We start from the raw sequence: 14,897 nt of genomic DNA on the forward strand, positions 1-14,897 counted from the left end.
ACTTCCTTATCGTCAATGGGCTAGGTGGCTGTCGCCGAAGAGCGAGATGAGCGGCGAGGTGTCCCTAGGATGTCCTCAGGGACATCAGGATCGCCAGGATGACGATCGGGATGCCGGCAGCCCATGCCTCGGCCACTAAGAACACCGGCTGGCGGGTCTTCTTGCCGCCCCGCGCGAGCCCGGTCCGGAAGGGCCTTATCGGCGCCCCGGTGCGGAACGGAGCCGGCCGGATGGGCTACAATGGAAAAACTGACCGTAGCAACCGCCGTCCAGCCAGTGCCGCCCAGTTTCCTGATGCGAATCCTCGCCCGCTTTCGCCTGCTGACATTGCTGTTTGCCGGATTGCCGTTCGCCCACACGGCAGATGCCCAGCCACTCTACTGGGCGTGTAACGGCTGCCACGGGCCGAACGGCATCAGCGTGGGCGAGCACATCCCGACCATCGCGGGCCTGAATTACCGCTACTTCTACGCCACGATGCAGGCATTCCGGAAAGACCGACGCAAGGGTTCGTCGATGGGGTGGATCGCCAAGGGTTACAAATCCGACCAACTCCAACAGATCGCCTTATATTCCGGGACCCAGCCCTGGGTCGGCAAGCTGGAGGAAGTCGACCCGCGACTGGCGCAACGCGGGCAGGTACTCCATGCGGAGTATTGCGAGGAGTGTCACGAGCAGAACGGCCGCTTCCAGGACAAGGAGACCCCTCCGCTGGCCGGACAGGCCAGGGGCTATCTCTTGTACCAGATGCAGGATTATCGCGCGGCGGCACATCAGATGCCGCAGCCGGCATTGATGCAGGAGCGCTTGGAGAAACTCTCCGATGCCGACCTGATCGCGCTCAGCGAGTTTTACGCCGGCAGCCTGACGAGGGAGTACCAAGACAGCGCGCCTCCCGAGCCGGCCTTTAGAGGCGAGTAAAGAATCCGCGCGGCCGGGGGTGCCGGCCTCGCGGGATGCCGGTCGTCAGTCGAACGGCTGCGGTTGCGGTGTGTTCTCGGTCGACGGCGGCAGGATCGGCAGCGCAAAGCTAGGCTGATCGCCGGTCAGGGTCTTCAGGAAGGCTACGATCTGGGCGTTCTCCTCGGGGGTGTAGGCCTTGCCGAGCTGGATCCGACCCATGATATTCACGGCCTCCTCCAGACCCCAGGCGGCACCATCGTGGAAGTAGGGGTAGGTCAACTCCACGTTCCGCAACGTCGGCACCTTGAAGTTGAAGCGGTCCGCGTCCTTGCCGGTCACAGCGAACCGACCCTCGGCGGGATTGTCGGTCTGGTAGGGCTCGACCACGCCCATTTTCTGGAAGGTCGTGCCACCGGCGGCTGCTCCATTGTGGCAGGCGACGCAGCCGCTGTCTTTGAACAGCTGGTATCCTGCCAGCTCCGCGTCGCTCAGAGCGTCCTTGTCTCCCAGTAGCCATTGGTCGAACGGCGAGTTCGGGGTGACCAAGGTCTCCTCGAATTCGGCGATGGCCTCGGTGACCTTGTCGATGTCGATGCCGTCCTCACCGTAGACCAGCTTGAACTCGTTCACGTATCCGGGGATCGATTCCAGCACGCTGATCGCCAAGGTGTGCGTGAAGGCCATCTCGCCAGGGTTGGCGATCGGGCCGCCGGCCTGCTCCTTGAGATCCGCGGCGCGGCCGTCCCAGAACTGGGCGACACTGAGGCTGGAATTCAGCACCGTCGGCGAGTTGATCGGACCCTCTTGCCAGTTGTGGCCGATCGAGGTCTTCAGATTGTCCGTCCCGCCCATGCTCAGGTTGTGGCATGAGTTGCAGGAGATGAAGCCCGATTTCGATAGCCTCGGGTCGAAGTAGAGTTTCTTGCCGAGCTCCGCCTGGGCCAGGTTGATCTCCTGAGCCGGGCGAATCGGTGTGATCGGCTCGTTGGCCCAAACAGCGGCGCAGGGCATCACCCCGGCGATAGCAATGACGAGAATCTTGAGTTTCATTCTGTGCCTCCCAGTGACTGATTTAGGACAAGCGACGGCGCATCGCCAGCCTGCGGTCCACGAGCCAGGGTAGAACAACCGGGCAGGCGGCCAATTGAGCTAGGTCAAGGCAACTGCCGGAATACCGACTTGTTGTCCGGAAGAACCGAAGCCCTGGAGCTTCACGCCCGGAGAGCTGATGCCCTGATCGGTCCGCAAAGGCGGTGCGACGGAGACGTTGGCGCCGATCCTCAAATCTGCATGGATGCGCCCTTCGATCGGCTCCAGGTCAACCGTCAGCCCCTCGCCTTGTCTCGATCGCTCGGTGACAGCTTGAAATGCGTTGCTCGGGCGTCAGTCGGCACGCCGCCCCAAGCGGTATTGGATGCGGGTCGGTCCGCCCGTGGTCTCGCGTGTCACCCAGGCGGTGTGAAGGTTGCCGGCCTCGTCCAGGGCGATGGACGGATGGCCCTGCTCATCGGGTCCGGAGGCTCCGGGAAGCGGCAGGTCCTCGCTCCAGGTGCCCTCGGCATACCAGCTCAGGAGGATATCGCCCTGTCCTTCGCGCTCGTCGGTCCAGGCGACGACGAGCGTGCCGTCCGGGTGGCCGGCGGCGCTGACGTGCCATTGCGCGGACAGCTCGCCGAAATCGTCCTGCACCCGCTCGTTCGGGCCGAATCCGTCCGGGCCGAAGTGCCCCGCATAGGCGTCGTAGCCGTGACGAAAGTTGCGCTTGTCTTCCCAGGCGGCGAGCAGGCGATCGGCGCCATAGGGTGCGAGCGCGACACGCGCGACGCCGTGACCTGCACCGAAGGGCAGCTCGGGACCGGGCGGGTCCTCGCTGATTCGCACCGGCGGATCGAAACTGCAGGGCTGACCGACTGCGCTCGCCGTGGCCATGATGATGGTGTGACCGGGGCGGCGGTCCTCCCAGGCGACGACGAGGCGTTCGCCGACCTGCGCGGCGGTCGGGAAGAGCTGGTCGGCGACCGGGGCGACAGTGTCCGCCGGGCAGCGCGCCTTCACCGCCAAGCCGAGCGCGCCGTCGCGGTCGAGCGTCGCCGTCATGATCCGTCCGACGCCGGTCTGCCGATCCGCCCAGACCGCGACCAGCTTAGCCTCGGAGCCGCCGAGGCTGACCTGCGCGCCTTGTGGGGTGAGCTCCAAGGGTGGTCCGAGTCCCTCCGGGGTCGCGAGCCGCACGAGGATCCGTCCGTCCTCCTCCCAGGCGACGGCGAAGCGGCGATCGGGCAGAGCGACGACGGCGGGCTCGAAGGCCTCGCCTTCGCCGCTGATCTGGATGGCGGGGGCAAAGCCGACCTTAGTCGGATCCTTCAGCGCCAGGTAAGCACGCGGGATTCCCCCGTGCTCGTCGTCCCAGACCACCGCGACCGTGCCGTCCGAAACCGCGAGGCTGCGGCGTCCGGCGGACGACATCTGGTGGAAGACGCCCGCCGAGGTTCCGACGACCTCGATCGGCGGCGCATCGAATGTCCAGGGCTGCGCCGCGACCGACCCCGTAGCCGTCGCCCAGGCCAGACCGGCAAAGAGGGCCCCGGCGAGCGAGGCGTGGCCGGGTTGTGCGCACCGGATTACGAAACGGCTCACGAGGCACCCGCGACGGCCAGCGCCTCTTGGATCTTGGCGTCGGCCTCGAGCAGGTCCTCGATCCGCTGTACGCCCACTAGACGCAGGACCGTCTCCCCGTCGGGTGTCATGAATGAAAAGACGGGTGTCACGAAGGCGTCGTAACGGGTCCCGAGTTCGCGCTCGGTGATGCGCTCCCCGCTCGGCAGGCGCAGGCGCTCGCCGCTCTCGGCATCGACATAGGCGAGCGCGTAATGCGCGGAATAACGCTCGCGCACCTGCGCGTCGGAGAAGGCCTCTTTGTTGGTCTTCTCGCAATAACCGCAGCCGTAGCGGCCGAAGTAGACGAACAAGGGTTTGCCCTCGTCCCTTGCCTGTTGCATGGCCTGGTCGAAGGGCTTGAAGGCGTAGCCGTCCGGTGCCTCGGCGTGGGCTGCGGCACCGGATATCAGGAGAAGGACGAGGAGGGCCGATGGCGCGAATCGGGTCATGGGTTCAAGCTCCCGCGCGTGCGGTGAAAAAGATGTGTACCGGCACCTTATCAAAAGCCGGCGCGGACCGGCACCCGGGCTTGTTCGTGACTTCGGCCATCTTGGCACGTGGCGACTGAAGGTTTGGGTGGGCGCTCTTATGAGCGAGGTCGGCACCCGCTCAAGCACCCGGCGAGTCGAGATGATCCGTCGCTCAACGCAGCCAAAAGGCCGGCGAGAGGATCACCAGGATGGTCAGGATCTCCAGTCGCCCGAGGAGCATGGCGACGACGCCGAGCAACTTGCCCAGATCGCTGACCGATTGGAAGGTGAGGGAAACCTCGCCGAGTCCCGGGCCGAGATTGTTCAGGCAGGTGGCGACGGCACTGAAGGCATCCAGCGGGGCGAGTCCGGCGTGGATCATCAACAGGGTTAAGGTCCCGACGGCGAAGGTATAGAGCGCGAAAAAGCCCCAGACCGAGCGCGCGAGCCGCGGGTCGACGATGCGTTGGCCCAATCGCAACGGCAGGACGGCGTGCGGATGGATCAGCTGGCGCACCTCCTGGGCGCCCTGCTTGACCATCAGCAGGACGCGCAGCACCTTCATGCCGCCGGCGGTCGAGCCGCCGCACCCGCCGACGAAGCTGATATAGATCAGCAGGAGCGGGAGGAAGTCGGGCCAGTGGGCGAAGTCGACGGTCCCGAATCCGGTGCTGGTGACGATGGAGACCACCTCGAAGGCTGCATCGCGCAGGCTGGCATGCACCTGATCGTAGGGGCCTTCCAAGTAGAGGATCAGACCGACCAGCAGGACCATGGCGAGCACGAAGCCGAGAAAGGTCCTGGCCTCGGTATCGCGCAGATACTGCAACGGGTTGCGATTGAGCCAAACCAGGTAATGCACACCGAAGTTGATGGCGGCCAGGAGCATGAAGACGACGGCGACCGCCTCGACGGCGGGGCTTGCGAAATGGCCCATGCTGGCGTCGTGGGTCGAGAAGCCGCCGGTCGAGACCGTGGACAGACTGTGGGAGACGGCATCGAACGGGGTCATCCCCGCAAGCCAGTAACCCGCTGCGCAGGCGAGTGTGAGCGAGACGTAGATCAGCCAGAGCGCACGGGCGGTTTGGGTCAGGCGCGGGGTCAGCTTCTCCTCTTTGAGCGGACCCGGCGCCTCGGCGCGGTAGAGCTGCATCCCGCCGATGCCCAGCATGGGCATGACCGCGACCCCGAGCACGATAAGCCCCATTCCGCCGAACCACTGCAGCTGCTGGCGGTAGAAGAGCAGCGAGCGCGGCATGGTGTCCAGACCGGCGATCACGGTCGCCCCCGTGGTGGTGATCCCGGAGGTGGATTCGAACAGGGCGTCGACCGGCGAGAGACCGAAGCCGCTCATCAGAGGCCAAGCGCCCAAGATACTCAGCAGGACCCAGAAGAGGGTCACGACCAGATAACCGTCGCCCACGCTCAATTCGTGCGCGCGGCGCCGACCGAACAGCCAGAGGAAGGCACCGAACCCGAGCGAGCCGGCCATCGGCCAGAGAAAGTGCAGGACCTCGGGCTCGCGATACCAGAGGCCGACCAGGATCGGACTCACCAGTGTGACGCCGAAGATCAGTGCATAGATGCCGACGATCCGACCGACCAGGAAGAGGTTCATCGGGGTGCCGAGCCGGTCGCGCGGCGTCGCCGCCCTCGCTGCCGGACGCCTCGATCGGGTTCAGCGGGCAAGACCCAGCACCTCGAGATAGCGCTCGGCGCTGCGTCCTTGCTCGTACTCGGCCACGGCCGAGCGCAGGATTGCCGGCGCAAGCGGCTGCTCCAGGGTCCGTTGCATCGCATCGGCAAGCGACTCGACGTCGCCTACCGGCACCAGCGGGCCGAAGCGCCCGCCGTCCAACAGCTCGAAGGGACCGCTCGGACAGTCGGTCGAGACGACCGGGATACCCAGCGCCATGGCCTCCGTCAGCACGTTGGGCGAGCCCTCCCAGGCGGAGGACAGCACGAAGAGACGGGCACGCGCGAGATAGGCATAAGGATTGTCCTGAAAGCCGAGCAGCGCGACGCGGCCGCTCAATCCGAGCTGCCCGATCAGCGCCTCCAGCTTGGGTCGGCCGCCGCCCTCGCCGAGAATCGCGAGCCTGCAATCGAGGTTCCGCGGGAGCCGCGCGAAGGCATGGATCAGCGTCGGAAAGTCCTTCTGACGCTGCAGGCGCCCTGCGCCAAGGATGACCGGCGGTTGGCCGTGTGCGAGCCAGGGGTGCGGACAGGGCTCGGCCGCCAAGCGCTCGAGGTCCGGCGTGATGACCGGGTTGCGGATGACGCTGATCTGCTCGCGCGGCAGACGCGCGATCCGGGCGGTATCCTCCGCCACGCCGTCGGAGACGGCGACGATATGGTCGATCCGCGGGTAGGTGCGGCGAATGGGTGCATAACGCAGCCAGCGTTCGAGCGCCGATTTTTCGGCCATCGCCGCCGAGAGCTGGGTGCCCAGACGCATCACCAGGCGGGTGTCTGTCCCGGCCAGCGTGCGGGCCAGCACGGCGGCCCGGCCGGCGCGATCCTTCGCCGCCAGCAGGGCGGCCGGGCGACGGCGCCGCAGATAACGCGCCAGTGCGGGGGCGGCGAGCAGGCTGTGCTCGGTCCCGACCCGGATCCGATTGACCTCGGCCGGGAGTCGGGCGAGGTGAGGCCCGGACGCGCGCAGCAGGACGAGGTCCACCGGTTGGTCCAGATCGAGAAAGCCGCCGATCAGGTTCACGAGCATCCGCTCGACCCCGCCGGCCCCCGAGAAGGACGCGAAGACGGCAAGCGGCGGCCGCGAGTCGGGTACGGCGCTCGGCATGGGGCGGGTGGCGATCGTCACCTTGACCAAATGCTATAGTCTAAGGTTTGCATGAGATTTGAACCCAACGAGGACAGAATCATGGCGGTGAAGAAGATCCTGATGCTGGTCGGCGATTATGTCGAGGACTACGAGGCGATGGTACCGCTTCAGATCCTGCAGATGGTGGGCCACAAAGTCTACACCGTCTGTCCGGACAAGAAGCCCGGGGATTGGGTGCGCACCGCGATCCACGATTTCGAGGGGGACCAGACCTACAGCGAGAAGCCGGGCCATCGCTTCGCGATCACGGCCGACTTCGACAACGTCGACCCGGCCAAGTACGACGCCCTGGTCATCCCGGGTGGCCGCTCCCCGGAATATCTCCGATTGAATCCGCGCGTGATCGAGCTGGTCCGGCACTTCGCGGCCGGCGATAAGCCGATCGCCTCGGTCTGTCATGGTCAGCAGATCCTCGCCGCCGCGGGGATTCTCGAAGGCAAACGCTGCACCGCCTACCCGGCCGTACGTCCCGAGGTGGAGCGCGCGGGCGGTACCTGGTGCGAGGTCAACGAGACCGTCTCCAATGCCTATACCGACGGCAATTTGGTCACGGCCCCGGCGTGGCCGGCGCATCCGGAGTGGATGCGCAAGTTCCTCGACCTGCTGGGCACCCGCATCGAAACCTAATGAGACAGCGCGTCTTTGTCTACGGCACCCTGCTGCGCGGAGAGGTCAATCACCATCTGCTCGCGCAGGCGGAGTATCTCGGGCCGCATCGCACGGCGGCGTGCTTCTCGTTGTATCTGCTCCGCGCCTATCCGGGCGCGGTGCGCGGCGGCGCAACCGCGATCCGGGGCGAGGTCTACGCCGTGGATCATGCCGGCCTGCGCCGGCTCGATCGACTCGAAGACTATCCCGCGCTCTACGACCGCCGACTGCTGGCGACCCCGTACGGCCGGGCCTGGATCTATCTCTTTCGCGGATCCGTGCATGATCGCACGCTGATCCCCGGCGGCGACTGGCGGACCTGCGCGGCCGATCCGGACTCCATCCGGGCCGCCGGTGTGCGCCGGGCGCGCGATCCGAAGACCCGCGGGCCGTTGCTCGGCGCTGCGGGACGCAAGACGGTTGCGCAGCCCGGCGAACCGGAGCCGGTCCGCTCGTCCGTCTAATCCGAGCCCTATTGAAGTTGGAGTCAGCCCGATGTCCGAAGAAGGCCGTTTCAAGATCCATCTCGAGCAGCAGGAAGGCTTTCAGATCAATGTCGCCTTCGACTGGAAGCGCGCCGCGGATCTGCTCATGGACGAGCCGCCCCCATTGGGCGAGCAAAAGGGACCGAATGCCTCGCGTCTGCTCGCCGCTGCCGCGGCCAACTGTCTGAGTGCGAGTCTGCTCTATTGCGTCTTCAAGGAAGAGCCGCCGGAGAACTGTCTGCGTGCCGAGGCGGTCTGCGTCATGGTCCGCAACGAGAAGAAGCGGCTGCGTGTCGGCCGGATGGAGATCACCCTGATCCTCGCCGAGGCCGTGACGGCGTCCCCGCGCTTCGCGCGCTGCAAGGATCTATTCGAGGACTTCTGCGTGGTCTCGGCCAGTATTCGCCAGGGGATTCCGATGCGCGTGACGCTTCGCGACGAGGCAGGCAACGTCCTTCACGAGACGGAATGACGTGCCGTTGGACGCGACGATAAGCCCGGCCGGATGTGCGCCGTCGGTGTGGATCGCCCGGCCGCACCGGCGTCCCGAGCCCGTGGAGCTCGACGCCGCGCTGACCTCCGTGGGCTTAACCGACCCGAGACCCGTTCTGGTCGTGGTCGGCGGCGCCGCGCATCTGTCCGAGGCGGTGGCGCCTGTGTTGCTGACACTCTTCGAACGGATCGCGCCGCAACTGGATGCGCTCGGCGCAGCCGTCATCGACGGGGGCACCGCCTTCGGTGTCATGGCGTTGATGGGGCGGGCCCGCCGCTGCGCCGGTGCGCGCTTCCCGCTGATCGGGATCGCGCCCCAAGGTGCCGTGGCGATCGACAGCGGCAAGCCGGACCAACCCGCCGGCAAGGACGGCAAGGCGCGGCTCGACCCGAACCACACCCATTTCATGCTGGTGCCGGGCGACGCCTGGGGCGACGAGTCGCCCTGGATCAGCGCCGTCGCCGATCGTTTTGCCCGCGGGCGCGGCTCCCTGATGCTGGTCGCGGCCGGTGGGGAGATCACGCGCCTGGATGTGATGCACCGACTGCGCAGCGGCGGTCGGGTCCTGGTGCTCGCCGGCAGCGGCGGCACCGCGGATCGGCTGGTCGATCGGCGTCGTAACGGTGCAGCCGGTCTGGATACTGGCCCTGCCGATCTCGACGCGGAAGCCCCCGAGCGCGCGCTGATCCATATCTTGGACCTGGCGGACGCGGGCGATCATCTCCCCGGTATTCTTGCCCGAGCACTCGCGCCCTGAGGAACGCTCGGATGCCGTTTGGCTTCGGTCCACACCCGGTCCTCGTCTGCGGCTCCGAGCCGCTCGCAGGACAGGTCGTCGCGGGTCTGCGCGGCGAGGGTCGCAGGGCTGAAGCGCTCGAGCGGGAGCACCTTCTCGCGCTGGACCCGCGACGAATCCGCACCCTGATCCTGGCCGATCCACCCGATGCTGCCGATCTGGTTGCGGCGCTCATCGCCCCTAAACGGCCCGATCGTCGTCCGGGCCGGCACGCGACCCGTCGTCTGATCCTGATGCATCGGCAGGATCCGCCGCCGCGGTTCACGATGCCGGAGCCCGACAGCCCGTGGCGTCCGGAGACCTTTGCGATCCCGGATCGCGCGGCGCGTGCCCTGCTCGGTCGGTGGCCGCTGCATCTCGGCCTGGATCCGCGCTTCGGTCAGCGACCGCATCTGTTGATCGCCGGTTTCGCCGATCCTGCGCAGGCGCTCCTGGTGCACGCTTTGCGCCTGATCCAATACGGTACCGGCAGGCCGTGCGCCAGCATCCTGTGTGCGCACGGCGACGCGGCCGAAACGCGCTTCCTCGGGGCCTATCCCCAGGCCCGAGCGATCGCCGACATCCGATTCGCACCCGTCGAAGACCTCGAGACCCTGCTCGCCCCTGCCCCCCGGGTCATGGATGGGTGCAGCGCATCCGAAGGCCGGATTCCCGAGACGCGCCCTCCGGTGACCCTCGCCTTCGTTTGCCCGGGCGATGCAACCGGGGAAGGCATCGAGCTCGCGCGACGCCTGGTCGACAGGCTCGCCGCACTCCAGGGCGTGTCGCCCCCGGTCCTGTTGGAGACCGGTGCGATGTCGGACCCGGGGAGAACGCCCGCCGCCGGCATCGAGGATTGGGACGGCCAGATTATCCCGGTCTCCTATCTGCGCGAGGCCTGCCGCCCGGCGGTCTTGCTCGACGGCCGCGGCGACGAGGTCGCCCGGACCATCCACGATCACTATCGCGACAGCATCGCCGCACAAGGCCGCGATCCGAGCCTGGAGCCGGCAGGTCAGCCATGGGAGCTGCTGGCGACCTCCTATCGGCAGGCCAATCGCCATCAGGCGGATCACGTCTGGGCCAAGCTCGCCGTGACCGATGCCCGGGCGGTGCCCGAGGAGATGGTCGAATCCTTCGTCCTGACGCCCTCGGAGGTCGAGCGACTCGCGATCATCGAGCATGAGCGTTGGGCGGCTGATCGGCATCTCGACGGCTGGAGTTACGCCCCCGAGCGCGACAACCAGCTCAAGCACCACCCCCAGCTCATCCCCTACGCCGATCTGTCCGAGCCGATGAAGGACCTGGATCGCTTCGCCGTGCGCGGTTTGCCGACCCTGCTTGCGCGTCAGGGACTCGGGATCCTGCGCTTGCTGATCGTCGGTATCCCGCAGCCCGCCGCGGGCTGTCCGGGCGGTATGCGGTTGCGGCGGCTCGCCGAGAAGGCGCTGGATCGACTGGTCACGCGTTATCCGGATCGTGCCCTCGTCCTCGCCTCGACCCTGACGGATCGGCGCTCGCGCGAGCTGGTGCGCGAAGCGATGGATCGCGAGCAGGGCGTGGGTCTCTTTCTGCTGCTGCCGCGCCCCTTGGGCCATGTCCTTGCCGAGCTGCCCGATCCTTACGAGAGACGCGATTTCCTGACCCTCGCGGCGCGGGCCGAGCGGCGGATCGCCCTAAACGGCGAGACCGACTTGGCGGCCTGGCTGTCGGAGCGCGCCGACATGAGTCTGATCCTGGGCGATCGGGTCCCTGCGGGCGTGGTCGAGAAGCGGGTTCGACTGGATCCGGGTGGTTCGGGTCTCGACTGGAATTTCGAGTATTGATGGTCGCGGCCGGTCTCCGGTCAGGAACTCAGCCGCGTCCGGGGCGAGATGCTCATTTTCGAGTGAGCTCGAATCTTTGGTGCATCCACAGCTGTCAGCGGTGACGCGGTTTAAGTGCACCTGAATCGTGCGCCGTTCGATCCCGAATGCGCCTTTGCTGTGCGGAAGCCCGGGTCCGGCTGGACATCCGCCGGGATGAGCGGGACTCAAGGCGCTGTCGCGGCGGTCAGCGTTCCCTCTCCTCTTGCGGGAGGGGGCCGGGGGAGGGGGTTCGACCGGCTCCTTGCAGCGACACTTGCCGTCGTTGGCGCACGATTTGCCGGTCGATGTCTGAGGAGAACCTGCAGGCGCGTTGTCCGCCCTGCAGCTCACGCGACAATTCGGCGAATAGGCGACTAGGGTTCCGATCTGCTGACGGCGGGTGTCCGGCCGCTGGCGGTCGAGGTCCGGGCGGTTCCGCAGACGACCGTCGGCAGCTTACTCGCCGGCATCCCGGCACCGCTGGGCCCGGGCAGCGTCGAGCTGGCCGACGGCCGTTGGGAAAAGGGTTTCATCTGCGAGGGCTTCGCCGCGGAGGGTGCGCGAGACATGCGTGCGCTCGGGGGCTGGCGGGCGTATCTGAGGAGTTGCGGCGGCTGAGGCTGACGTTAACTTGCAGCCGCCAGCGAGTGTCTGATAGCAGGAAGCAGGAGGCAGGCGGCTCTCCCTCCCGGCACACCCCCGCACGAAATTCCCCCCGACCGAACCGCGAAGCTCTGCGACAATACGCCGGTTGCCGCGGCACGGGTCCGCGTGCTCGAGTCCAGACAACCCGCAACGAAAAGACGAGAGAGGTACATTCGAACAATGGCATCCCAAACCAACAAACATGTGTTCGCATTCGAAGAAGGGGACGGAAAAGACAAGAGACTGCTCGGCGGCAAGGGCGCCAATCTCTGCGAGATGACCCAGATGGGGCTGAACGTCCCGCCCGGTTTCGTGATCTCCACCGCGGCCTGCCTGGAATACCTCGACTCACCCGATCATGCGCTGCCGGCCGGACTGATGGATGCGGTGCACACGCAGATGCGTGCCGTGGAGAAGAAGACCGGCAAGGGCTTCGGCGATCCGGACAAGCCGCTGCTGGTCTCCGTGCGCTCGGGCTCCGCCATGTCCATGCCTGGCATGATGGACACCATTCTGAATCTGGGTTTGAACGAGGAGACGCTGCAGGGCGAGATCCGCGCGACCGGCGATGCGCGCTTCGGCTACGACGCCTATCGACGCTTCATTCAGCTCTTCGGCAAGGTCGCGCTCGGTGTGCCGGATGCGGCCTTCGACCATGAGCTCGAAACGGTCAAGGAGGCGGCGCACGCCAAGCAGGACGTCGACCTCAGCGCGTCTGATCTGAAAGAGGTCAGCGAGCGTTTCCTGCGAGTCGTCGAGTCCCATACCGGTCATCCCTTCCCGTCGGACCCCTATCGTCAACTGGAGATCGCCATCAAGGCGGTCTTCAACAGTTGGGGTGGCAAGCGCGCGGTCGACTACCGCAGACAATTCCACATCACGCCCGAGATGGCCAACGGCACCGCGGTCAACGTGGTGACCATGGTCTTCGGCAACCGCGGGGACGACTCCGCGACCGGTGTGGCCTTCACGCGCAATCCGGGCTCGGGCGAGAACAAGCTCTACGGCGAGTATCTCGTCAACGCCCAAGGCGAGGACGTGGTCGCCGGGATCCGCACGCCCAAGCCGATCTCGCGGCTGCGCGCGGAGATGCCCGAGATGGCGGCTCAGCTCGACATCCTGCGCGAGAAGCTCGAGACGCACTATCGCGAGGTGCAGGACTTCGAGTTCACCATCGAGCGCGGTCAGCTGTTCTGCCTGCAGACGCGCAACGGCAAGATGAACGCCGTCGCCATGGTACGCACCTCGGTGGAAATGGAGCGCGAGGGACTGATCACCAAGGAAGAGGCGCTGCTGCGCATCCAGCCCGACTTGCTGGAGCAGATGCTTTTCCCGCGGCTGGATCCGAGCGTCAAGGCCGATTCTGTCGCGCAGGGCCTTCCGGCATCGCCGGGCGCGGCATCGGGTATTGCGGTCTTCGATGCGGATCGCGCCGAGCAATTCGGCCATGAGCTCGGGCAAAAGGTCATCCTGGTGCGCGAGGAGACCAAGCCCGAGGACATCCACGGCTTCTTCGCGGCGGAAGGCATCCTGACCTCGCGCGGCGGCAAGACCTCGCATGCCGCCGTGGTCGCACGCGGCATGGGCAAGCCCTGCGTCGCCGGTGCGGAAGGGATCAGCGTGGATGTGAACCGGCGCGAGGCGCGGGTCGGCTTGACCAGCTTCAAGGAAGGCGACGTCATCACCATCGACGGCACCTCGGGCAAGGTCTATCTCGGCGCCATCCCGACGGTCGAGCCGGACTTCACGCCGGAGCTCGACGTCCTGCTCGGCTGGGCGGACGAGATGGCCCGGCTCAAGGTCATGGCCAATGCGGACACGCCCGAGGATGCCCGTCGCGCGCGCAAATACGGCGCGGTCGGCATCGGTCTGGCGCGTACCGAGCGCATGTTCAACGACGTGGAGCGTCTGCCGGTCGTCATCGAGATGATCGTCGCCGAGACGCCGGAGACACGTCAGGCCGCACTCGACAAGCTGCTGCCGCTGCAGCGTAAGGACTTCCGCGATCTGTTCGAGGTGATGGCGCCGAATCCGGTAACGATTCGATTGCTCGACCCGCCGATCCACGAGTTCCTGCCCGACGAGCATGTCCTCGAGCGTGAGCTGACCGACCTGCGCGTGCTCGCACGCAACGCCCGCGGGATGACGGTGCTGGCCGGGGCCATGGGGCTGCTGCACTCGCCCGACAACGTGCGCCACGACATCGAGTCGCTGCGCCGCATGGTGGATCCGGCGATCGTCGAGGAGGCCATCGCCAAGAAGGAGGCGATGCTGCGCAAGGTCCGTGCGCTCTACGAGACCAACCCCATGCTGGGTCATCGCGGCGTGCGTCTCGGTATCACCTTCCCCGAGATCTACCAGATGCAGATCCGGGCGATCCTGGAAGCGGCCGCCGAATGCACCAAGGCCGGTATCGAGGTCCATCCCCAGATCAAGGTGCCGCAAGTCTGCACCGCGCAGGAGCTGCGGCTGGTCAAGTCCTTCGTCGACACCATCCATGCCGAGGTCGCCGAGACCTATGGCCAGCCGGTGAGCTTCAAGTTCGGCACCATGATCGAGGTGGTGCGGGCCTGCATGCGTGCCGAGTCGCTTGCCGAGGAGGCCGAGTTCTTCTCCTTCGGCACCAATGACCTCACGCAGGCGACCTTCTCCTTCTCGCGCGAGGATGCCGAGAACAAGTTCCTGCCGCTCTACAACCAATCCGGCATCCTACAGGACAACCCCTTCGAGGTGTTGGACGTGAAGGGCGTGGGCAAGCTGATGCAGTTGGCCGTGGACTGGGGCCGCTCGGTCAAGCCCAACCTGCATGTCGGCATCTGCGGCGAGCACGGCGGCCATCCGGCTTCCATCGCCTTTTGCCACCAGGCCGGGTTGGACTATGTCAGCTGCTCGGGTCCGCGCGTGCCGGTCGCCCGGCTTGCTGCCGCCCATGCAGCGCTGAAGGCGGCTCGATAGGAAAGGGGACTTGTTCTCTGGCCAGGGATGGCCGTTGGTTGCGGCAGAGCAGTCGTCCGCGCGGGTATGTCGTCACATCAACCGTCGGAGGCAATCGGATGGTCGTTCGCACTGCGCAGCGATGCGCTTCAAAGCCGTCAGCCCCTGCGTTTCCGATCTTGTATGATCAAACC

13 protein-coding genes are annotated in these 14,897 nt (G+C 66.5%); 8 read left to right on the forward strand and 5 right to left on the reverse strand.

The features are described from left to right. Positions 1-240: 240 nt before the first annotated feature. A complete protein-coding gene (locus B4N44_RS00365) occupies positions 241-921 on the forward strand; it encodes a c-type cytochrome (RefSeq protein WP_296695550.1) in 681 nt (226 codons plus the stop codon). A gap of 45 nt (positions 922-966) precedes the next feature. Here B4N44_RS00365 and B4N44_RS00370 read toward each other — a convergent pair whose 3' ends face one another. The 5 genes from B4N44_RS00370 to B4N44_RS00390 form a co-directional block, all read right to left on the reverse strand. Beyond that, a complete protein-coding gene (locus B4N44_RS00370; RefSeq protein WP_296695552.1) occupies positions 967-1,953 on the reverse strand; it encodes a cytochrome-c peroxidase in 987 nt (328 codons plus the stop codon). 333 nt (positions 1,954-2,286) lie between these two features. After that, positions 2,287-3,540: a hypothetical protein gene (locus B4N44_RS00375; protein WP_296695555.1), complete on the reverse strand. Its 1,254-nt coding sequence runs from the start codon at positions 3,538-3,540 to the stop codon at positions 2,287-2,289. Continuing rightward, entirely contained in the window at positions 3,537-4,010 is a 474-nt protein-coding gene (locus B4N44_RS00380; RefSeq protein ID WP_296695557.1) for a thioredoxin family protein, read from the reverse strand. Before B4N44_RS00380 ends, B4N44_RS00375 begins: the two co-directional genes overlap by 4 nt. Before the next feature lie 193 nt (positions 4,011-4,203). After that, positions 4,204-5,649, reverse strand: a complete 1,446-nt coding sequence (locus B4N44_RS00385; RefSeq protein WP_296695560.1) for a TrkH family potassium uptake protein — start codon at positions 5,647-5,649, stop codon at positions 4,204-4,206. Positions 5,650-5,709: 60 nt separating this feature from the next. Beyond that, entirely contained in the window at positions 5,710-6,834 is a 1,125-nt protein-coding gene (locus B4N44_RS00390) for a glycosyltransferase (RefSeq protein WP_296695745.1), read from the reverse strand. An 81-nt stretch (positions 6,835-6,915) separates the two neighbouring features. Between B4N44_RS00390 and B4N44_RS00395 the strand changes: the two genes are divergently transcribed. From B4N44_RS00395 to ppdK, 7 genes are all read left to right on the forward strand, one after another. Next, a complete protein-coding gene (locus tag B4N44_RS00395; protein ID WP_296695561.1) occupies positions 6,916-7,503 on the forward strand; it encodes a DJ-1/PfpI family protein in 588 nt (195 codons plus the stop codon). Continuing rightward, a complete protein-coding gene (locus B4N44_RS00400; RefSeq protein WP_296695563.1) occupies positions 7,503-7,988 on the forward strand; it encodes a gamma-glutamylcyclotransferase family protein in 486 nt (161 codons plus the stop codon). Before B4N44_RS00395 ends, B4N44_RS00400 begins: the two co-directional genes overlap by 1 nt. Positions 7,989-8,019: 31 nt before the next feature. Next, positions 8,020-8,481 carry an OsmC family peroxiredoxin gene (locus B4N44_RS00405; RefSeq protein WP_296695565.1) on the forward strand — a complete coding sequence of 154 codons (462 nt, stop codon included), beginning with the start codon at positions 8,020-8,022 and terminating at the stop codon, positions 8,479-8,481. 46 nt (positions 8,482-8,527) lie between these two features. Beyond that, the gene (locus tag B4N44_RS00410) at positions 8,528-9,259 is read left to right on the forward strand and encodes a hypothetical protein (RefSeq protein WP_296695566.1); all 732 of its coding nucleotides are present in this window, start codon (positions 8,528-8,530) and stop codon (positions 9,257-9,259) included. Positions 9,260-9,270: 11 nt separating this feature from the next. Next, positions 9,271-11,103 (forward strand): RyR domain-containing protein, encoded by a 1,833-nt coding sequence (locus tag B4N44_RS00415; RefSeq protein WP_296695568.1) that lies wholly within the window; start codon positions 9,271-9,273, stop codon positions 11,101-11,103. 432 nt (positions 11,104-11,535) lie between these two features. Further along, entirely contained in the window at positions 11,536-11,742 is a 207-nt protein-coding gene (locus tag B4N44_RS19845) for an allophanate hydrolase-related protein (RefSeq protein WP_414718106.1), read from the forward strand. Between the two features lie 207 nt (positions 11,743-11,949). Next, the gene (gene ppdK, locus B4N44_RS00420; protein ID WP_296695569.1) at positions 11,950-14,724 is read left to right on the forward strand and encodes a pyruvate, phosphate dikinase; all 2,775 of its coding nucleotides are present in this window, start codon (positions 11,950-11,952) and stop codon (positions 14,722-14,724) included. Positions 14,725-14,897: the final 173 nt, after the last annotated feature.

The sequence above is a fragment of the Thiocapsa sp. UBA6158 genome, assembly GCF_002423035.1.
Taxonomy (GTDB): Bacteria; Pseudomonadota; Gammaproteobacteria; order Chromatiales; family Chromatiaceae; genus Thiocapsa.

Excerpts from the sequence above, each read along its gene's own strand:
- B4N44_RS00395 (WP_296695561.1), top strand. The coding sequence starts at position 6,916 with ATGGCGGTGAAGAAGATCCTGATGCTGGTCGGCGATTATGTCGAGGAC.
- ppdK (WP_296695569.1), top strand. The coding sequence starts at position 11,950 with ATGGCATCCCAAACCAACAAACATGTGTTCGCATTCGAAGAAGGGGAC.
- B4N44_RS00415 (WP_296695568.1), top strand. The coding sequence starts at position 9,271 with ATGCCGTTTGGCTTCGGTCCACACCCGGTCCTCGTCTGCGGCTCCGAG.
- B4N44_RS00405 (WP_296695565.1), top strand. The coding sequence starts at position 8,020 with ATGTCCGAAGAAGGCCGTTTCAAGATCCATCTCGAGCAGCAGGAAGGC.
- B4N44_RS00365 (WP_296695550.1), top strand. The coding sequence starts at position 241 with ATGGAAAAACTGACCGTAGCAACCGCCGTCCAGCCAGTGCCGCCCAGT.
- B4N44_RS00385 (WP_296695560.1), bottom strand. The coding sequence starts at position 5,649 with ATGAACCTCTTCCTGGTCGGTCGGATCGTCGGCATCTATGCACTGATC.
- B4N44_RS00380 (WP_296695557.1), bottom strand. The coding sequence starts at position 4,010 with ATGACCCGATTCGCGCCATCGGCCCTCCTCGTCCTTCTCCTGATATCC.
- B4N44_RS00400 (WP_296695563.1), top strand. The coding sequence starts at position 7,503 with ATGAGACAGCGCGTCTTTGTCTACGGCACCCTGCTGCGCGGAGAGGTC.
- B4N44_RS00370 (WP_296695552.1), bottom strand. The coding sequence starts at position 1,953 with ATGAAACTCAAGATTCTCGTCATTGCTATCGCCGGGGTGATGCCCTGC.
- B4N44_RS00390 (WP_296695745.1), bottom strand. The coding sequence starts at position 6,834 with ATGCCGAGCGCCGTACCCGACTCGCGGCCGCCGCTTGCCGTCTTCGCG.